The organism is Blautia sp. AM47-4 (assembly GCF_003479865.1).
Taxonomy (GTDB): Bacteria; Bacillota; Clostridia; order Lachnospirales; family Lachnospiraceae; genus Fusicatenibacter; species Fusicatenibacter saccharivorans.
Window position 1 is genome coordinate 1 of sequence record NZ_QUHY01000002.1, and the last position, 17,975, is coordinate 17,975.

Genomic DNA, 17,975 nt, shown 5'->3' on the forward strand with positions numbered 1-17,975 from the left:
TCCCATACCGTTTGCAGAAAGCTCCTTGTGAAAGTCCGGAGCGTTCTCTTATCTCTTTAATCGTCATAACTTTCTTCCCCGTCTTTCTTCGCCATCCACTCTTTATTTTGTTTTATCCTGTTAAAACTTTTTACTATTTTTTTCTCGAATTTCTTCTTTTCTTCCTCTGTCATTTCACGATCGTTTTCAATTTTGTTTATGACTTCTTTTGTTATTCCTTTGTTTTCCCGGACCACTTGATATGCCATTGTGCTCCTTCGTAGTTCATGCACTGTAGTGTGTGAATGATTTTCTGTGTGATCACATATCCCGGATTGATCACCGGCATTGAGTTTAATTTTTCTTTTTGCTTTTGGGGCGCTCCGCCGACGAACAATTTTGCTGAGTCTCTCGGGTTTCGTATTGCTTTCGGATAAGTTGGTGGTATGAAATCAGCTTTTCCTGTTATACTGCATATTCCGTTTGGATCCAGCTTTTTCAGATAGTAGTCACGCCATTGGAGGTCTTGCCCGTCTCCTGTTTGTAGCGCGTACAGGCAAAATCTTTCGTATTCGTCCGATATGGAGGCCCTTGTCAGGGTTTCCCTCGTTACCATCACGAAACAAATCATTACCTTTTCTTCCGGAAGATTTACTTTCCTTAAAAGATCTTTGATACACTCTCTGAGAAGTCCTTTTTCGAGAAATTTGTACACTGATTTCGCCAGCTCGTCGTCTACTTCCTCGATATATTCTCCTAACTGCTTCATGTAACTTTCGTTCTTTTCTTTGCATTTCGGGTCATTGTACTCGTTGCATAAATATTGCATATTATCATGAATCGGGTGCGGTGCACATCCACTCGTTCTTGACTCTGATTCAATCGTGCACGGAATCGTAAAACGATCTTGCTCATTCAGTGTTGCCCCAACGAAATTTCCACTCTCGTCGAGCAATACTTTTATGTTCGGTTTAATTCTCGTGTGCGCAATCGGAATGATGTTCTCCACTCCCATTCTTTCGTAAATATCTAGGATCTCTTTCCAGTACATCTTTTCCTCCCCTTTCTTTACAGCTCGATTGAGAACTCGCTGTTCAGCAGCTCTTCAAAATCTGGATCTTTTTCTACGTAAGCTCTCAGAAACTCTTCCGGTTCACATGGAGCCATCTCGAAGTGAAGGTCTTCTCTGATCTCATCGTTCATATAGGTTGCGATGTTCTCCATTTCTTCCGTGTTCAGTTTGTATTCTTCTCCGTATCTTGTCATTGTTGTTTCCGCCTTTCTCTTTTTTGTTTTGTGTTCCTTTGTTAATTATATTGTACTCCATTGGAGTACAAAAGTCAATAGTTTTTTCAAGTTTCCCAATAGTTTTTTATAGAAAAGACGCAGGGGTTGGTATCCCTGCGTCTCCTCATTATTTCTGCTCGTTGCACCACTTCTGCAGCTCCGTTACCATCAAGGTCCTCGTAATAATCTGTCATACCATATTTTACGTCATTAAAATATGCAGTGAAATATTCATTTTCATTTAAATTCTTTGCTTCCGAACTATTCGTTATTACCACTTTTTCTTCTATTTTTACTACCACCTTTCTGATTTGTTTATTTCCTTTCTGTGATTATATATTAGCACATTATACGTATAATGTGCATTTTTTTGCAAATAAAAAAAGCCGTGCCATTTCGACACGACTATTTTTTTATTCGTAAAACACGATATCGGCGCCCGCATCGCCCTCATACTCTTCTGCGGCCTCCTCCGCCTCTTCGTAAGTTTTGACTTTTGCGATCGTTTTCCGCGTTTCTTTGTCGACCACGAAAATTTCCATTGGAGTAAACTTCCAAATATCTCCGCCTCCGATCCACTCGCCGTCTTCGTCATATTCGTTTTCCTGGATCGAAAACTCTTCGACCGTGAAGAGGCTTCCGGATGCGCAAACATCCGTTTTGTATTTTTTCAATTCCTTTTCGGCTTCCTCTTTGGTTCCGAATGAAGCAATTTTTTCCGGATCCACATCGTACATCGTGCATCCTTCCTTGATTTCATCCCTTTCTTTCCAGCTGATTTCTGCTGTTGTTTTTACGATTTCAAATTTTTTCATTTTCTTATCTCCTTTTTTCTCTTTACTATTTTTTAAGTCATTGTCGATCAGTTCATTTATATACTGATTGACACTTTTTCCTTTTTGTGCAGCCCTACTTTTAATAACTTGTTTGCTTCCCGCCGGTACAACCAAATTTATCCGATCGTATTTCTTCTTTATGTAATTGTTGATGTATTCAATTTGATTAAATTCTTTTGTTTCTCTCATAATTACCGCCTTTACATCGATTTAATATCCAAGTTTTTGCATTCTTTCAATGTTAAATTTCCAATAAGTTATTACCGATGTACCATATTTCTTTATAGCATCTTTTTTTAATTCTTCACTTGTGAAAATTAATTCAAGTTTTCTTAAATCATGAAACAATTTTTTACTCATTATCGGATAATACCAATCAAATCCTCCAACTTTTTTAGTAACAATTTGATAACAAGCTCCGTTATCTAAAATTAGATCTTTTTCATCAAGTTCAATTATATTTCTACCAACTTTTAATTTTACCATTTTATTATCACCTCTTCCAATCTTCCGAGTAAATATTTCTTTCATCAATTATTATTTCGTTTCTATGGTTATAATATATCACATATTGCGCAATATGTCAATACATTTTACGTAATATATTTATTTTAATTTTACCTTAAAAAATGGCAATAAAAAAAGGCGTAGGGAAAATCCCCACGCCTCTTGATATCTTTTATATTTTTTTACTGCCGATTGCACCATTCCTGCAGAGCGCGTACCATCGCTGACGGGTAGCTGATCACGCCGTCTACCGGTGTGCCGAGTTTTTTCTGGAGCGCTCGGATGGTCTGCGGCCCGATGTAGCCGTCCTCTGTGGTTTCTGCCCATTCCTGCAACTTTCTGATCAACGCGGATCCGCCGGACAGTTTTGTGGACCACTCAGCAACTGTAATGCCGACACAGCATTCCCGATTGGATGTTGGCTGATTACTGATCCTGCCATCCTGTGGTGTCCCGAAGATCTCCTGCAGGCGGCGTGTCAGTTCCGATCCCCATACCCCGTCAACTGAGATCGCTTTTGCGTCCGGCTTCTGAGCGGATGCTGTACCGCCGTAGGTACAGTATTTTTTATGACAATTGATCCATCCTGCGCCCGAGAGCAGTTTTCCCCAACTTCCATTCTGGATTTTGGTGATAGTATAGCTGCCCTGATCCCGGATTACTCCGACGATCTTACATTCTGCATTCGGCGCGATACGGATGTTTAATTCCGTGTCATTGACCTTGTAAACTCCTGGCTTATATATCTCCTCGCCGGATGTATTGTTTCCAGAAGACTCTGAGCTGCCGCCGCTGATCAGCCTCTTGAATCTCATCCAGTCGCCTTTTGCAATGATCTGCGACGGGCAATTTTTGCTGCAGATATCGAGATGTCGATAGACTCTGGATGCTGGGATGCCTGTTTCTTTCATGAGCTGCCGCACCAGCGCCACGGTGTTCTGGAATGCCTTTTCGTAATTGTATCCGCCCTGCACGCACATTTCCACACCGATGCTGTTCCGGTTGCCATAAGAGCCGAACAGGTTGCCGTTTCCGTAGTTGATGCCAACGTGCCAGCATCCGAGGTTGTGCGGCGCGGCCTGATAGGCAGTGTCGCTGTCATCCACGTAATAATGAGCCGACATGCCAGAAAAATTCCCGTGATGCTGTGCTCTGGCATGAGCGCGGGCATTGGCAGTTGGCTCAAAATTGTCGGTGTTATGTACAACAATACACTGTGGGTTGTTGTACGGATAGGTGTTCTGGCTGCTGATGTATGATTTATCAATCTTCATTGTTTCTCCTTCTGCCAGACGAATTGCGCCGGCGCAAAGAAATGACGGTTGTTAGCCGCCCTCACTCTGTTTTCTTTTCCTGTTCCTGATTAATTGCTTTATCTGCGACTTCCAGCCCTTTTGTCAAAACAACCGGCACATTAAATCCAGCTTCCACGAAATTTTCAATAATTGACCGAATTTCATTGACCAGTAAAGATGCAAGGACAAACCAGCCTAATAATGTAGTGATGCCGAGATCTACGCCAATAGTCTTGCCGATCTCAACAAATACCACGCTGGAGCCGAAAGCAACTGCAATCATCATCCAGTATCCCATTTTTTTAAGAATCCCTTTTAAGCCGGCACTGGAACTTTCTTTGTGAGCAATACGACTTTTCATCCAACCGGTTATCCAGTCGAGAACGTTAAAAAGCAGAAACATCACAAAAAGAATCCAATGCGCTCCGAAAATGTACGATAATACCGCAACGATTGCACCGGCTAATGCATTATAAGAATCAATAATTTTCATATTTTTATATTCTCCTTTTTCAAATTTCAATAATTAAGTACAAAAATAGGACCGTTTCGGTCCCGCTCGAATTTCTATCATGTTTCCTCCATAAAAATGAGAGCGGTTTCCCGCTCTCACACAATGCATCTCCTATGATCTCGTTTGACATTGGCACGCGACACTTGAGCATAGACCATAGTTGTGTTGATGTTGACATGCCCCAAAATCTGCTGTACTTCTTCCACTGGCATACCTCGGTCAAGACCGTCTGTCGCTGTTGTATGCCGTATCAGATGCGGATACACTCTCCGACCAATCTTTGACAGCTCTCCCAGCTGTCGTACACGTTTTTCAATCGCCGGCTTCTTTAACCTGCCATGTGGCATACGCTCCGACACAAATAACGCTGGATTTTCGTCTGTTCTCATTTCAAGATAATTCCGCAATGCAAATTCTGCTTTTACGTTCAAGTAAGAAGTTCTGTGTTTATCCCCCTTTCCAAATAAATGTACTTCTTTCTGCTCAAAATCCACATCTGCAATATCAAGCCTCTCAAGCTCTGTTACGCGGCATCCGGTGCTGTACAGCATCTCAATCATGGCCTTATCTCTGACTGTCTCACACGCATTCCTCAGCCGTTCCAGCTCCATTCCAGACAGTGGCTGTCTCTGCGCTCGCTCATACTTAATTGCTTTAATATTCCGGCACGGATTGCTCCCTATGTAACCCTCGTTGGCCGCCCATTCAAAAAACGTCTGAATGATAACTCTGCGGTTATCAAGCGTCGCATTGCTGATCTTTCTTGTCTCCTGCGTCTTATACAGATAGATCCGGATGTCGTTCGTTGTAATCTGCTTCAGATCTTTGTTCACCTGGAAAAAGAAGTCTCGGAGAACCATATTGTACAGCTCCAGCGATCTGACGCTCAAACCCTCTATTTTGCGAGTCGCAAAGTAGATCTCATAGCACTCCGGCAGATACCCCTCGTACGGCACAATTTCTGTATTCCGCGGAGCTATTTCGTAGTCTCCAACGAAAATAATGAGTTTCTGATACACCACTTTCAGTGCGTCATCCGGAATTTCACCAACAAGCTTCGTCATGAATGTCTTCGCAAACTGTTCGCGCATATAAAAATTCCTCCTTTTCGGGGTACCCAAAAGGAGGCTGATATGCTATAATAAGCTCAGCCCCTTTAGGGTGTGTGGAGCCGAACTTTCAGATTGGTCGTCGGGAGTTCGGCTCCCTTTTTTGTTTTCTACCCTCTTATTATACCACATTTCATGCGCGATTTCGAATATATTTTCGATATTTTTCAAAAATCTAGTTCACTAAACGACCCGGTTTCGTGAGCTCTTCCAGCTTGTATTCCATCAGTGCCCGTGTCTTTTCCTGCTGACTGTGGTTACTGATCAGGCAGACCACAAGTGTAACGGCGGCACTGATGCAGGCGGAAATAATCGTTTCCATGTACTCAATTCTCCTTTTTTCTGATTTTTGCATAAAAATAAGACCGTTTCCGGTCCCGCTCGAATCTCTATCATATTTTTCTCCATTAAAATACCAACCATCGTATTGAGTGGTTAGTAAAATTAATCTTAATGTTCCTCTAATAACTTTTCCATATCATATCCATGTGCTTCGGCAATCCCTTCTGCCATTTCAACATTTCCCCCTTCATAAATCATGCATAAAGCATATTTAATCCTCGTTTCATATGCTTCTCTTTCAATCCTTCCAGAATCATACGCCTTGTTTGCCTCGTCTAAATCATGTTTCCATTCCTTCCAGCTCATTTTCCTTTCCTCCCGTACTTTTGATACTAAAAATTATACCACGGGCAAGGAAACCTGCCAATGATTATTAGTTGAATGTTTTGGAAAGAATGATACGTAATCTTTTCTGAATTTATGAATTTGCTCTTAATGCCCCTTCTGTAATACCAGCGATCACAGTACCTGCTACCTGGTTAAATATTTCAATCAGCATTGGAAGTCCTTTGTCGCGGGCAATCTCCTTGGTTTTATTCCAAACTGTATCATTTCTAAATTTTTCAAGCGTATCATAGCCCTCGTTTGTTAAATTTCCGATATTGAGTATGGTTGAACCGGTAACATATTGTTTTGCATTAATATTTCGGATTAATCCTGCCTCCTTCATCAATAACAAATGTTCCACTATAACCTTGTCATCATAACCGTCAATTCTAATTTTCGAGAAATTTATTGATCCGGCACCAGGTTCATATACTTCTTCAATCTTAATCAACAAATTTCTGATCAAATCCATATCCCTTTGCATACAAAATTCCTCCTTGCCCACATAATATATTTTCTTTTATTATAAGGCATCAATGAGTCTTTTTCAATTAGTTGCAATTTTAAACTCTATCTACTTATCGACCAAATATGACCTTTATCGCCCTCCGGCGCTTAGTCTGTCAAGCCTACATATCCCAATATATCACTGCTTCTTGCTACCACTCACTCGCGTCTGGTATAGTGGTCTCGAGGAGGTGGTTATCATGGCTCATCCACGCAAATCCGAAGAGGACAAGTACAAGAAAATGTCGATCAGCTTTGAACCGGAACAGCTTAAGCAGCTTATCTCATACCGCGAACGCGAAGAGCGTACCGCATCGTGGGTCATCCGCAAGGCTCTTTCCGAGTGGCTTGATAAACATGATTCATGATCCTTTTCCAATGCTACCGATACCATTCTATGTGTTTCAAATGGTATCGGTAGTTACCTTTCGTCCTCTTTAGTTAATGTTATAACTTATTTTTGTACATTTTCTTTCAATCATATCATATGTGCAGTTCGCACCAATTCTGCATATTTTTATTTCTTTATTATCTGTGTCAAACGATATAATGTTAAATGCATCTGCGCTCCGTGTTCCTGCAATTCTCGGTAAATCATCCGTATAGCTTGCTTGTGTCGTTGGATTTGCTGAATCAGTCACGACAATATTTAACATTTTATTTTTTGTTCCTTTTACAAATCCGACATTATCATAATGTGTATGCCCCGACAAAAAACAAATAAAATTACTATTTTCTCGGTCGGAAAAATCAGCTAGTACATTTACGGTATATGTATTTAAGGGAAGATAAGGATATGCTTCGTTATCAACATCATAAATTTTATTCAGTTGGCTTCTTGAAATAAAAGCATCAATAATATCTCGTAAAACATTGTTACTCTGATTCGATTTATAATCACCCGTACTGCCTTTCCACCCAGTACGTCCTTTCATATACGAGAAATTGCTTTTTAAGGTGTCAATGTCAAGGTCATATACTTTCTGATGCAATGCAATTATTACTGAATAATCGTTTGGAAGTCCATTTAAACTGTTTTTTTTCGTTGATGAAAGAATGTTGCATAGCCACGTTACTTGTTCTTGCGAAAAAAAACGATTCCATTGGTCAAATAAATATTTCCCATTGTTATCCAAAACTTTTGGATTATCATATTCATTCAAGACGATTAATCTTATTTTTTCATTTATAAAATCTTTATAATAATATGGCTTCTCTTTTCCTACTATATAATTTGATTTTTGAGATATATCAGATATATAATAATCATATAAATTTTTTTCAGAAAAACTTGTTTCAAAGTGGTTTCCTGCATCATGGTTTCCTATTACATACAAAAAAGGTTTTTTGGATTTAAGAGCATAAGGTTTTACAGTATCGGAAAAGCCATTTTCTGTGCGATTAAGAAAATAGTTGCTTTCTTGTGAATCTCCTGTGTGAATAACTGCATCGATGTTTTTATAATTATCAGCATATTGAAATGCGTCCTCAACAGTGTTTGCATATCCATGACTATCAGACAAGTGTAAGAGTGATAAGTAATGTTTTCTATACAGCGTGTTTCCTGTCTGTTTTGTATCAGAGAAGCTTATGGCTGTCATAATCGGCTCTATATCAATATTTTTGGAAACTATTTCTGGAATTTCTTTTTTTTCAATATCTCCAATGCGTTCAAGAATGTCCTTTTCATTGTATAAAAAATATGTCTGAGGTTCAACGTCTCCACGGACTAGCATTGCACTTCCAATAGCGTAATAACTTTGTTCCTCTTCACTTTTTTCAAAAGCAACATAATACCCAATTTTATCAACGTCATATGTAAATTTTCTTCCCTGTTGAAGTGCTATACCATAATATCCATTCTCTATTTTACTTTTTTTGTTATCATAAAATTGAATTTTTAAGTATCCAAATTTGCCATTATTCATTTTTTTTACATAAAACTTGTCCCCTTTTTGAGCGAAAATCGGATAGAGTTTTCCCAATTCTTTACCAATCAAATTTCTATTTCCGATTACAGTTTCATCAATATAATTTATCTCTTCCTTGAGCGAACTAACCTGCTCCGTCATCGCCGTGTAGTCGGCCGGCAGGCTTTTCTTGACTTCTTCTGCGTAGGCGCTGATCTCCTCTTTCATCCGTTCGATGATGTCCGTCTGTTTTTCAACCGGCACGGCAGAATCTACTTCCATTCCTTCTAATACGTTCAGAGTGGCGAGTGTCGAATAGAACTTCTGCCGCAGCTCCGATCCCTGGGTTTTGAATAGATAGACCACGAACGCGGTTTTCCCCATGTACTGCACAGCATCGGCGTCTACGAGCCACGAAAACGTGATGGCACTCCCGCTTGCCTGCATATCTGTGATGTTGTAGTAATTTTTATTTCCTTTGGCGTTTGAGTACAAAATTCTCCCGGAGAATGTGGACATATCGAAGCCGTGGTAGTACCTGTTCATGCCGAATTTGATCTTATTTACATTTTTATCTCCTTCAACTCCAGCTACTACGCCATTTTTCGGGATAGAAATCACTCTCAGATGTTCGTCAATCCAGAACTGCAGATCATCGTCCGTGACTGGTGTTGCGTACTCTTCCACATCTTCCAGCATCTCTTCCAGTAATTCGTCTGTTGTACTCATGTCATTCCTCCTGTTTCACCTCTACCCTGTTTGTTGACAGTTTCATTCCGTCTTTTCCCAGTCCTACTACGTTCACGTACCATTTCTTTCCGCGCAGTACCTCTGTTCTCACGATGCAGCAGTTTCCTGTTATTTTTTCCGAAAAGCATTCTGCAATCTTCGAGTCAATTCGGCGGAACTCTGCCACTTTTACTTTTCCTGCCCACTCCCGGTCAAAATAAAATTTCGCTGTCATATATTGCTCACTGCCCGCCACCAGACCGGAAAAATCCCCCCGCTTTTCGATCTGCTGACCCATAACAGAAAATTCAAGTACTCTCATGATTCTCCTCCTACGCCGTTCGTTTCCAGATATACACTGTGATATATGGCGGCAGATTATTGATCACCTGTGCACGATCCGTCATGGCAGATACCTTATTTACTCTGATATTTCCAACTGACGTCTGTGCCGCCCATGAAGCTGCCGTCATATTCGCCTGCACCGTAGATCCATATGGGCCTCCGTCATCCCCAAAAATCTGATACATTCGACCTCCATCTGCTCCATTTGTCTCATAATGTTTATGGTCAATATTGTTTTCAGCCACACCTGCTTTGATTCCTGATTTGTTCCATTTTTTGGTTGTATCATTTTCATCTACGCCGATCAGTGTTCTCCCTTTGGCGTATCTTTCCCATGTTCCCCCGAAAATCTGGTTCGGATCCGCAGTTTCTGTTTCTGTGATCCATATAGATCCGACCGGATGGTTCGCCATCTCGTCGCTGTGCATATATATTTTGTAGGCTTCGTTCTGTGTGTTGTAAGATCCCATCCGAATTTTCCCGTCCGCCATAAAACCTACATACTGCACTGTTGTTCCTTTTTTTGTGATCAGTCCGAATGCATCCGTTCCTCCAGACCATCCGCCCAGATCCGGGTAGAATCCGTCCGAAAATCCTGCATAGCTTTTCAGTTTTGTTTTCAGCCACTCCTCCACAGTTTCCCCTGTGGTTTCTGCTTTCTGGATATTTTTCAAATCGTCCACGGCAATTTTTTTCTCATTTCCGTCTGCGTCGCAAATCGCTACATAATCTGTGCTTTCGACTTTGGCTTTCGTCGGCCACTCAAACATTGTCATGTCCATTTTTTTCGTCTCCTCTCTATGCCGGTATCCACTGCACCGGGTACACTGTTGCCGTTGGTTCTGGTGTTGGTGTCTCCTCTGTGCCGCCCTGCTTATATCTCAATACATGATCCCATGGCGGTGTGTGGGAATAATAACTTCTTGTGCAGATTTCGGTTCCCGTCTGGTCCCCGGTCTGTCCTCCCACTGCTCCACCGAATTCGTTTTGAGATGCGTGTACAATCTGTCCATTGCCTATATAGGTAGCAACATGATAGCCCTCGCTCAGCAGCACATCGCCGCGTTTCAGACCTGATCCGGAATAGACGTCTACACTCCCGATCACATCCGAAAAGCCACAGCGCAGGAATACCGCCCGCATATCTCCGGTGTAGCTTGCTCCATACGTTTTCACCGGCACGCCGGCTTCCTGCCACGCTGTGATGCAGAACGAGGAACAGTCATAATCTGGCCCCCACCGATACCCCTGATCATACCCATGTGAGTTATCCGCCGCGATATTCAGCATCCAGGCAAGCGCCTTTTCAATTTTTTCCACCGAATCATCATCCAACGTCAGATGCGTTTTCCAGTAATTCGCATACTCTTTTCTTTTTGGCTGTACTGCTCCGGCGTGCTGCTCATAATTGAGTTCAAATAATTCTACCAGCGTTTCCAGGCTTTCTCCGGAGTTCCAGAATTCCGCAAATGACATTGATGTGGTTCTTTTCTGCCACTGGATCCCTACGTTTTTTTCGTAGAGGATCCGCTGCAGCTGTCCATTGATGTTCTTGCTCTCGTATCCTTTCGCTGCGGCCCAATTTGTATATTTCGTGGAGGGGGTCCACTGCACCAGCCCAAATCCCAGGTCTGTTCTACTGCTGTCGAGATTCTGCCAGATCCCCGGATTGCAGGTGGATTCCGCGTACATATTGCCCAGCACGGCAAGCGCCGCGTTCTGCGACGCTCCATTTCGGATCATAAAATTATAGATGTACTGCGCATTGTCTGTAGCATTTTCCATGCTCAGATAAACATTTGAGCTAATTAGTGCCATTTTTCAGTTCCTCCCACGTTCCATCCGATTTCTTGATCCTTCCTCCCGTGATTCTTCCGTTTCGGATAACCAGATAACTTTCGTCAGAGTACACGAGTTTCCCACTCAATCCCGCAGATCCGGAATATCCCTCGTAGATCGCCCCTGCCCTGAACCTGATATAATCATCTTGTGGATTCACCTCGATGAAGGTGTTTCCTTTTCCGATCATTCCCGACCATGTGCTTTTTCCTGTCACAATATCCACATTTTGGAGTGGTGATATCTGGATAACTGACTTTCCGCTGGATTCTTTTACCAAAATTCTTCCATTCTCCAAAGCAACCGAGCATGGTTTCCCTGCTTCTTTTCCAAAGATTTCCAACAGTGACGCAAAAATTTTTCCGCTGTTCAGATCCAGCTTAAATCCTTGTTCTCCATCTTTATAATTTTGCGACAGCAGCACCCCTGCAATGAGATAATCTGCTAGAAATCCCTGACCCGTCCCAAATGTTTTCCAGTCCCAATCTCTGCCGTCCGGCGTTCTTTCGGATGCGATCAAAAATCCCGTTGTGCCGAGTGCCATCGCTCCGTACAGGTCGCTGTTCTTGTCCAATTCTTCGAAAAGGATTGCTTTTGCCGCCTGTTTTTCCGCATTCTCTGCAGTTGCTTTCAGTCTTGTTTTCATCATGTTAATCATTCCGGTTACCTGATCGCCTTTTACGGTTCCGTCTTTGTTCAGCGCCAGCTCTGCCATTTTCATTGCCGCACTGATCCGATCCAGATAATCGTTCTCCGCGGATCCGAGCGTGACGGTTGTATTTCTTTTCATGATACAGTCCCACACCACGCTCACAGCACGTTCCCTTGTTGATATCTGCAGATCTTTGTTCTCCACTTTCACGTAATCTCCGAGACCGATTTTCACAAGATTCTCCACATCTGCATACTCAATTGTGTTTTCGATGTTGATAAGATCCACTTCATACGTGATTTCCGGCAGGTCACATCCTGCCTCAAAATCTGCTTTTGCCTTTTTCCGTAATGCTTTCTGCAGATCTTCCAGTGTAGCATATCCTGTTTCATCGGTTCCGCAGTCCTCCTGCAGTTTTACGTCTTCGTATTGTACCACTTTTGTGTAGGCGATCGGATATTTCCCAATATTGGGGCTGTCCACATAGTAACTATCATCTGGCAGTGTGTGCCCATTGTAGCTCTCCGGAATAATTCTGGTAACCACGTTATCCATGTTTACTTTCGCCTTAACGGACGACATGTTAAATCCAAGCCGCGCTTCTGCTCCGTAATCTCCTCCGGCTCTTTTTCTCATCTGGCATACGTAATTCTTGAAAATAGGTTCTCCACCCCATCTGTTGATGAAACTGTTTTCATCGTCAGACAGCAGCGCCTCAATCAAATTCTTCCTGACGTAGTACGCGGTATTGATATCCGTGATATCCGAAATAACACGATATTTTCCAACGCTGATCTTCTCCGCCGCCTCCGTGCCCGTGCACTGTGTTGGCCGCACATCTTTCAGATGGGTTTCTCTTGATGCATCAAAAAAGATGGGCCGTGCCTTTGCGGCAAGTCCACCCATCTCCTTTTCTGCATCATACACCCGGAACTGCTCGTTTTCTCCGTATGGGGTCGGCGCTGTGATAACGGATCCGGCTTTCAGGCAATCAATATACAGCGCATCCGCCGCGCACTCGATCTCCATATCCCATTCCCCGCTAAGCTGCATAGTCAGCTCGCATTTTGTCGGATGCAGTACACAGTCACCGTTATTTTCGTAATTTTTGTTTTCTGGCTTGTAAACTTGTATCATCTTGTTCTCCAACGCGGCGCAATTGAAATTTCAAATGCAGAATCAAATAAGATCACGTTCTCTCCCGGGTTCAGATAGAAATCTTCATAATTTCCTCTGATCGCATTGCTCGCATTTCGTCCCTGGCCATTCACTGTGATTTCTTTTTCCGTATCGATGATCAACGTTCCGTTGACCTGTGCAAGCAACTCATTTCCGTTGATTCGTCCCCAGCACTCTCCGTGACCCTCAATTTTGATTTTTGGGCACGCAATATCATAATCATTCATCAATGTAAAAAATCTTCTTTTTGTGGCTACTTTCTGGCCGTTTTCTGTCAGCACGTATCCTCCGCCGCCTACTTTGTGACCCCAGTATACCGGCATTGGATATGGCTTTTCATATTCATCGCTTCCGCGGACGTGCAGATACGGGGAGCAGTAAAATGTGATTGTGAATTTTCCCACCCGCAGGCTTTCCCTGCTGTTTTCGCTTAATACTGCATAATAGGCACGGTACGAAAAAATAGGGTCATCATTCAGGATCAGTTCTGCATTTTTCTCCTGTGCCCATCGTTTGATTTCCCGCCATTTTTCGTGCCATTTTGACTCCGGGCCGATATAGTTCATCTCGATCGAGATTGTCATCTCCTTGTAGCGGCCATTGTCGATATGATAAGCCCCATCTACTCCCGGCACTTCCAGAGTTTCGATGTCCCGTTCTGCTGCAGGGATGTTCGGCCTGTTGACTGCAAAAATGCAGAGGTCGGCGGAACTGACCCCTGCAAAAATAACTTCGTAATCGTCAATCATGCAAAGCCTCCTTTCCAGACAGGCTTACTTATCTGCTGTCTGTTCAGCTCTTTGATGGTTAATTTCACGACTTTCTGGTAGATTCTTTCGTCTCCAAGATTAATCACGTTTTCCATCGTCAATCCAAGATCTCCCAGGACCTCGGCAAGTGCTTTTATCAGGTCTGCATTGTTGGCCCGTACTTCTTCGCGGACGTACTTTTTCAGCGTCTCAATCGGCGTTACGGCTTCCGGTCCTGCCTCGCCCGCTACGTCGATCGTGCTTCCGGACTGATTAACCACTGTTGGCCGGTTCAGGATCACGCCTTTCGCACGCCAGTTGATGCTTAATTTCGGGATGCTGCCTTTGATCAGATCACTGATTGTCCAACCCGGCGGCGAGATCTGGAAATGTGGTGTTTTGATTTTTGGTGTTGGCCAATCGCCGGCAAGGAATCGTTTCGCTGTGTCCAATGCATTTTTTACCACATTTTTGATTTCTTCAAATTTGCTCCAGAATTTATTTTTGACTCCTGTGAGCTTGCCGCCTGTCAGCTTGTCGATCACATCAAATCCCGTGGACCATATTTCCTTCCATGTCTGCCAGCTCGCGGCCAAGATTCCGGTGATTCCGCCTCCGTGTTTTTCGTAGGCATCCTGGATCCGGCCGAGCTTCTCTTCGCCCAGCTCCACGCAGAAATCATAACCGGCGGTCAGTACCGTTTTTAAAATATCAATCCCTTCGAGTACCCCTTCCCGGAATTCGTCGCAGGTTGTCCAGAGTGTAAAAACAGCAATCACAATTGCCGTTATAATTGCGAGGACCGGATTCGCCGCGATGATGCCAAATAGACCCGATAAGCCTTTTGCTATGACCGGAATACCTCCGATTATTTTTGCCCCGCTACTCACCACTGTTCCAAGCACAATAAGCAACGGACCAATAGCAGCCACGATCAGGCCAATCTGTATAATCATCTGTTTTTCCGATTCCGACAATCCGTTAAACCATTCTGTAAATTGCGAAATCTTTTCCGCAATATTTTCGATAATCGGTGCGATTTCCTCCATCAGTGTTGTTCCAATGTCGATAGCATCGTTTTTCAGCTCATTCGTCGCCTTTTTAGTCTTTGTGGAGTTTGTGTCCAGTTTTTCAAATGCCGTATTTGTCGCGCCTGCACTATTCTGCATCTGTTCCAAAACGCCATTAAAATTCTCAGCGCTGTCTCCCAGCAGGATCATACCTGCTTTTCCGGCCTCCGAACTGCTCCACATATCGCCAAACGATTTGTTGTTTTCCGTCGCCGCATCGCTGATTATTTTCAGGACATCAGATAATGACATGCCGCTGTCCATCAATTCCTTAAACGTCTTTCCCGTCTTTTCTTTCAGGGTTTCCGATACGGTCGTTCCTGATTTTCCGAGCTCATTCAGCATACCGTTCATATAGGTTGTGCTTTCTGCCGTTGCAACTCCGTTCGCTGTCATGATGGCATATCCCGCGCACAGCTCGTCCAGGCTTACTCCGTAGGCGTTTGCTGTCGGAATTACTTTTCCCATTGATGATGCAAGATCAGCAACCGTCGTTTTTCCCAAATTCTGTGTTTGGATCAGCATGTCCGAAACATTCGTTACTTCAGATGCTTTCAATCCATACGCATTCATGATGGTTGTAAGCACATCCAGCGCCGCTCCCGCATCCGCGAAGCCTGCTTTTGCCAATTTTGTTGAATTCGAAACGAAATTGACTGCATCGCCTGTTTTCTGTCCTGCTGAAATAGAATCATAGACATTCTGTGCAATTTCTTCCGATGAGATTCCTGTCTGATTGGAAAGATCCAAGATCGCCTTTTGCATTTCGTCCATTGGGACTTCCGTTGCGTCAGCAATCGTCGAAACTTTTGCCATCGAATCCTCAAAATCCATAGCCATTTTGGCAGACGCCGCTCCGGCCGCAAGAATCGGAACGGTCACCTTTTTCGTCATTCCGCTTCCCTCGTCCTTGACCTTTTCCCCTGCTTTCTGGACTTTTTCTGTATATTCCTCAATTGATGCTTTTCCGAATTTCAGCTGCTCGTTTACTTCTTTCAGACGGCTCTTGTATTCATTTAGCGACGCTTCCGCCTCATTCAGCGCGGCTTTCTTTTCCTCGATCGCCTTTTTGTTGTCGCCCTCGGCATTTTCCAACAGTTTCAGTTCTTCTTTTACGAGACCGACTTTTTTCTGGTACGTCTCGCCCTGCTCCGTCAGATACTTCTGCTCATCTTTTAATTTTTTCGCAGATGAGGTGTTTTTGTCCCACTGGCTCTTCATCAGCTTGAATGAGGATTCATTCTTTTTTGCGGACGCATCCAGCGTGCTGATGGAGTCATCCAGTTTTTTCATGTTCTCTTCCAAAACCGCGGAGCCGCTCTTGATTTCCTGGTTTACTTCTTTCAGGCCTTTCTGGTACTGGGCAAGTGTTGTCTCTGCCTGGGAAAGCTGTTTTTTCTTCTGGGAGATCGCTTTCTCGTTTTTGTTCTCTGCTCCCTCCAGTTCAGAAAGCTCTCTTCTCAGGACCTCCACTTTTTCGTTATATGTTTCGGTCTGTTTCTGCAGGTATTTCTGTCTGTCGGTCAGTTTCTCCATGGCCGTTGTGCTGTCATCCCAGGCGATTCTCGCACGTTTAAACTCTTCCCGGTTACCCTGTACGGCTTCCGAAATCTGTTTCAGGCTTTTCTGAAAATCTACCGTACCGTCCGTTTTGAACGATAAACCGACCCGCTTCATATCATCCGCCATACAGCTCACCTACTTTCTTTCTCTCCCAAAATTTTTCACACATTTCGTTAAAAAATATGGGGTCGCAATTAAAAAATTCTTCCTCGCTCATCCCCATCTCCGCGGCGCAGATCCGGTATTCCGCCCAGTCTACGTCAAGCCCTTCGCCATCTGCTGGCGTGCTCGTTTTTTTTTAGCATACTCGTCACATCTGGCCGAAAATCCCTCCAGCAGCACGCGGATCTGTTCATCGTCCATCGGCACCAGCTGCAGTGCCTCGTCAAACGTCACCGTTTTTCCGTTGCTTCGCAGGATTGCGTACACGGACGCGGCCGCAAGATCCATTTTTTCCGGATCTGTCAGTTTTTCCTGCTTCTTTTTGGCCAGCTTGTAAAATTTCGGCATTTTCTGCAGATAATAGAGTGTGCCAAAATTAACATTGACGGGCAGCCGGGTGCCGTCCGTCAAATCTACAATATAATCTTTCATGTTTCTCCTTATCCGGCTACTGCCGTTGTCAGATCGTCATCCTTGAGGATTGGTTTCGAGAAGAACTTTTCTTCTGTCAGCCCCTCCGGGAATGCTTTCATGCTGGAATCCAGCGATACTTTAATATTTTCTTTTGCGTCGAATGGGTACGCAACGATCGTTACTGTATCTGTCTGCACGGAAAACGTTTCCTCACCTGTTGCCGCATCATCTGTGTTTGCTGTGAGCTTACATTTCGGATACCAATCATATCTCTCTGAGCCGTCCTTGTTTTTGACCACTTTTCCATACGCAAAAAACGGACGAATGCTCTTTCCTCCGGACAGAATGAGGCCGTTTTTCGTCACCTCATCCCCTCTCGCTTTTGCAAGCGTATCTGCCGGGAACGCCACTACCTCGACTTCGATGTTCGTTGATGGCTGGCGGGTGTCTGTATCGTAGATTTTCCCGGAAGCATATACATCCGTTGTCCCTGTGTTCTCTGTTACTTTTACGCTTTTTACAACTTCGGTTTTCTCCACGCTTTCCTCAAACGTTTCTGTCCACTGTCCATTTTCGTCCGGCGTATTGAAACACACATACTGTGCTCCCACTGTTTCTTTCAGCGGTGGTTTTCTCGTTTTGATTGACATATTTTTTTCC

General features: G+C 43.5%; 22 protein-coding genes. 1 reads left to right on the forward strand and 21 read right to left on the reverse strand.

Going from position 1 to position 17,975, the window contains the following annotated elements; all coding sequences use genetic code 11:
* Nucleotides 1-56: 56 nt before the first annotated feature.
* The 12 genes from DW965_RS01300 to DW965_RS01350 form a co-directional block, all read right to left on the reverse strand.
* On the reverse strand, nt 57-248 hold the full coding sequence (locus DW965_RS01300) for a hypothetical protein (protein WP_119197925.1): 192 nt from the start codon (nt 246-248) through the stop codon (nt 57-59).
* Nucleotides 212-1,030 carry a type I-C CRISPR-associated protein Cas8c/Csd1 gene (locus tag DW965_RS01305; protein WP_119197926.1) on the reverse strand — a complete coding sequence of 273 codons (819 nt, stop codon included), beginning with the start codon at nt 1,028-1,030 and terminating at the stop codon, nt 212-214. The genes DW965_RS01300 and DW965_RS01305 overlap by 37 nt, the downstream gene beginning before the upstream one ends.
* Nucleotides 1,031-1,047: 17 nt before the next feature.
* Nucleotides 1,048-1,245 carry a hypothetical protein gene (locus DW965_RS01310; RefSeq protein WP_117804515.1) on the reverse strand — a complete coding sequence of 66 codons (198 nt, stop codon included), beginning with the start codon at nt 1,243-1,245 and terminating at the stop codon, nt 1,048-1,050.
* Between the two features lie 86 nt (nt 1,246-1,331).
* On the reverse strand, nt 1,332-1,568 hold the full coding sequence (locus DW965_RS01315; protein ID WP_117804516.1) for a hypothetical protein: 237 nt from the start codon (nt 1,566-1,568) through the stop codon (nt 1,332-1,334).
* 111 nt (nt 1,569-1,679) lie between these two features.
* Complete coding sequence (locus tag DW965_RS01320; protein ID WP_147342464.1) at nt 1,680-2,081, reverse strand: hypothetical protein; 402 nt, start codon at nt 2,079-2,081, stop codon at nt 1,680-1,682.
* 231 nt (nt 2,082-2,312) lie between these two features.
* Entirely contained in the window at nt 2,313-2,588 is a 276-nt protein-coding gene (locus DW965_RS01325) for a hypothetical protein (RefSeq protein ID WP_119197927.1), read from the reverse strand.
* Nucleotides 2,589-2,791: 203 nt separating this feature from the next.
* On the reverse strand, nt 2,792-3,883 hold the full coding sequence (locus tag DW965_RS19495) for a peptidoglycan recognition protein family protein (RefSeq protein WP_119197928.1): 1,092 nt from the start codon (nt 3,881-3,883) through the stop codon (nt 2,792-2,794).
* Nucleotides 3,884-3,944: 61 nt separating this feature from the next.
* Nucleotides 3,945-4,397: a phage holin family protein gene (locus DW965_RS01335; protein ID WP_119197929.1), complete on the reverse strand. Its 453-nt coding sequence runs from the start codon at nt 4,395-4,397 to the stop codon at nt 3,945-3,947.
* A 116-nt stretch (nt 4,398-4,513) separates the two neighbouring features.
* Nucleotides 4,514-5,509, reverse strand: coding sequence for a site-specific tyrosine recombinase/integron integrase (gene xerA, locus DW965_RS01340; RefSeq protein WP_119197930.1), 996 nt, complete (start codon nt 5,507-5,509; stop codon nt 4,514-4,516).
* Between the two features lie 193 nt (nt 5,510-5,702).
* Nucleotides 5,703-5,849, reverse strand: a complete 147-nt coding sequence (locus tag DW965_RS19005) for a hypothetical protein (RefSeq protein ID WP_158582769.1) — start codon at nt 5,847-5,849, stop codon at nt 5,703-5,705.
* A 128-nt stretch (nt 5,850-5,977) separates the two neighbouring features.
* Nucleotides 5,978-6,175: a hypothetical protein gene (locus DW965_RS01345; protein ID WP_119197931.1), complete on the reverse strand. Its 198-nt coding sequence runs from the start codon at nt 6,173-6,175 to the stop codon at nt 5,978-5,980.
* A gap of 112 nt (nt 6,176-6,287) precedes the next feature.
* Nucleotides 6,288-6,680 (reverse strand): DUF2513 domain-containing protein, encoded by a 393-nt coding sequence (locus DW965_RS01350; RefSeq protein ID WP_119197932.1) that lies wholly within the window; start codon nt 6,678-6,680, stop codon nt 6,288-6,290.
* A gap of 223 nt (nt 6,681-6,903) precedes the next feature.
* Between DW965_RS01350 and DW965_RS19010 the strand changes: the two genes are divergently transcribed.
* Nucleotides 6,904-7,071: a ribbon-helix-helix protein, CopG family gene (locus tag DW965_RS19010; RefSeq protein WP_158582770.1), complete on the forward strand. Its 168-nt coding sequence runs from the start codon at nt 6,904-6,906 to the stop codon at nt 7,069-7,071.
* Between the two features lie 69 nt (nt 7,072-7,140).
* Here DW965_RS19010 and DW965_RS01355 read toward each other — a convergent pair whose 3' ends face one another.
* From DW965_RS01355 to DW965_RS01395, 9 genes are all read right to left on the reverse strand, one after another.
* On the reverse strand, nt 7,141-9,342 hold the full coding sequence (locus DW965_RS01355; RefSeq protein WP_119197933.1) for a metallophosphoesterase family protein: 2,202 nt from the start codon (nt 9,340-9,342) through the stop codon (nt 7,141-7,143).
* A gap of 1 nt (nt 9,343) precedes the next feature.
* Complete coding sequence (locus DW965_RS01360; RefSeq protein ID WP_119197934.1) at nt 9,344-9,664, reverse strand: hypothetical protein; 321 nt, start codon at nt 9,662-9,664, stop codon at nt 9,344-9,346.
* Between the two features lie 10 nt (nt 9,665-9,674).
* Nucleotides 9,675-10,469: a phage baseplate protein gene (locus tag DW965_RS01365; protein WP_119197935.1), complete on the reverse strand. Its 795-nt coding sequence runs from the start codon at nt 10,467-10,469 to the stop codon at nt 9,675-9,677.
* A 16-nt stretch (nt 10,470-10,485) separates the two neighbouring features.
* Complete coding sequence (locus DW965_RS19015) at nt 10,486-11,505, reverse strand: phage tail tip lysozyme (RefSeq protein ID WP_158582771.1); 1,020 nt, start codon at nt 11,503-11,505, stop codon at nt 10,486-10,488.
* On the reverse strand, nt 11,492-13,315 hold the full coding sequence (locus tag DW965_RS01375) for a phage tail spike protein (protein WP_119197936.1): 1,824 nt from the start codon (nt 13,313-13,315) through the stop codon (nt 11,492-11,494). Before DW965_RS01375 ends, DW965_RS19015 begins: the two co-directional genes overlap by 14 nt.
* Nucleotides 13,312-14,106, reverse strand: coding sequence for a distal tail protein Dit (locus DW965_RS01380; RefSeq protein WP_119197937.1), 795 nt, complete (start codon nt 14,104-14,106; stop codon nt 13,312-13,314). The genes DW965_RS01375 and DW965_RS01380 overlap by 4 nt, the downstream gene beginning before the upstream one ends.
* Nucleotides 14,103-16,865: a phage tail tape measure protein gene (locus DW965_RS01385; RefSeq protein ID WP_199681604.1), complete on the reverse strand. Its 2,763-nt coding sequence runs from the start codon at nt 16,863-16,865 to the stop codon at nt 14,103-14,105. The genes DW965_RS01380 and DW965_RS01385 overlap by 4 nt, the downstream gene beginning before the upstream one ends.
* 129 nt (nt 16,866-16,994) lie before the next feature.
* Nucleotides 16,995-17,333 (reverse strand): hypothetical protein, encoded by a 339-nt coding sequence (locus DW965_RS01390; RefSeq protein ID WP_117804528.1) that lies wholly within the window; start codon nt 17,331-17,333, stop codon nt 16,995-16,997.
* An 8-nt stretch (nt 17,334-17,341) separates the two neighbouring features.
* Nucleotides 17,342-17,965 (reverse strand): major tail protein, encoded by a 624-nt coding sequence (locus tag DW965_RS01395; RefSeq protein WP_117804529.1) that lies wholly within the window; start codon nt 17,963-17,965, stop codon nt 17,342-17,344.
* Nucleotides 17,966-17,975: the final 10 nt, after the last annotated feature.

Excerpts from the sequence above, each read along its gene's own strand:
- xerA (WP_119197930.1), bottom strand. The coding sequence starts at position 5,509 with ATGCGCGAACAGTTTGCGAAGACATTCATGACGAAGCTTGTTGGTGAA.
- DW965_RS01335 (WP_119197929.1), bottom strand. The coding sequence starts at position 4,397 with ATGAAAATTATTGATTCTTATAATGCATTAGCCGGTGCAATCGTTGCG.
- DW965_RS01350 (WP_119197932.1), bottom strand. The coding sequence starts at position 6,680 with ATGCAAAGGGATATGGATTTGATCAGAAATTTGTTGATTAAGATTGAA.
- DW965_RS19015 (WP_158582771.1), bottom strand. The coding sequence starts at position 11,505 with ATGGCACTAATTAGCTCAAATGTTTATCTGAGCATGGAAAATGCTACA.
- DW965_RS19495 (WP_119197928.1), bottom strand. The coding sequence starts at position 3,883 with ATGAAGATTGATAAATCATACATCAGCAGCCAGAACACCTATCCGTAC.
- DW965_RS01355 (WP_119197933.1), bottom strand. The coding sequence starts at position 9,342 with ATGAGTACAACAGACGAATTACTGGAAGAGATGCTGGAAGATGTGGAA.
- DW965_RS01305 (WP_119197926.1), bottom strand. The coding sequence starts at position 1,030 with ATGTACTGGAAAGAGATCCTAGATATTTACGAAAGAATGGGAGTGGAG.
- DW965_RS01395 (WP_117804529.1), bottom strand. The coding sequence starts at position 17,965 with ATGTCAATCAAAACGAGAAAACCACCGCTGAAAGAAACAGTGGGAGCA.
- DW965_RS01390 (WP_117804528.1), bottom strand. The coding sequence starts at position 17,333 with ATGAAAGATTATATTGTAGATTTGACGGACGGCACCCGGCTGCCCGTC.
- DW965_RS01375 (WP_119197936.1), bottom strand. The coding sequence starts at position 13,315 with ATGATACAAGTTTACAAGCCAGAAAACAAAAATTACGAAAATAACGGT.
- DW965_RS01365 (WP_119197935.1), bottom strand. The coding sequence starts at position 10,469 with ATGGACATGACAATGTTTGAGTGGCCGACGAAAGCCAAAGTCGAAAGC.
- DW965_RS01325 (WP_119197927.1), bottom strand. The coding sequence starts at position 2,588 with ATGGTAAAATTAAAAGTTGGTAGAAATATAATTGAACTTGATGAAAAA.
- DW965_RS19005 (WP_158582769.1), bottom strand. The coding sequence starts at position 5,849 with ATGGAAACGATTATTTCCGCCTGCATCAGTGCCGCCGTTACACTTGTG.
- DW965_RS19010 (WP_158582770.1), top strand. The coding sequence starts at position 6,904 with ATGGCTCATCCACGCAAATCCGAAGAGGACAAGTACAAGAAAATGTCG.
- DW965_RS01310 (WP_117804515.1), bottom strand. The coding sequence starts at position 1,245 with ATGACAAGATACGGAGAAGAATACAAACTGAACACGGAAGAAATGGAG.
- DW965_RS01345 (WP_119197931.1), bottom strand. The coding sequence starts at position 6,175 with ATGAGCTGGAAGGAATGGAAACATGATTTAGACGAGGCAAACAAGGCG.
- DW965_RS01380 (WP_119197937.1), bottom strand. The coding sequence starts at position 14,106 with ATGATTGACGATTACGAAGTTATTTTTGCAGGGGTCAGTTCCGCCGAC.
- DW965_RS01300 (WP_119197925.1), bottom strand. The coding sequence starts at position 248 with ATGGCATATCAAGTGGTCCGGGAAAACAAAGGAATAACAAAAGAAGTC.
- DW965_RS01385 (WP_199681604.1), bottom strand. The coding sequence starts at position 16,865 with ATGGCGGATGATATGAAGCGGGTCGGTTTATCGTTCAAAACGGACGGT.
- DW965_RS01320 (WP_147342464.1), bottom strand. The coding sequence starts at position 2,081 with ATGAAAAAATTTGAAATCGTAAAAACAACAGCAGAAATCAGCTGGAAA.
- DW965_RS01360 (WP_119197934.1), bottom strand. The coding sequence starts at position 9,664 with ATGAGAGTACTTGAATTTTCTGTTATGGGTCAGCAGATCGAAAAGCGG.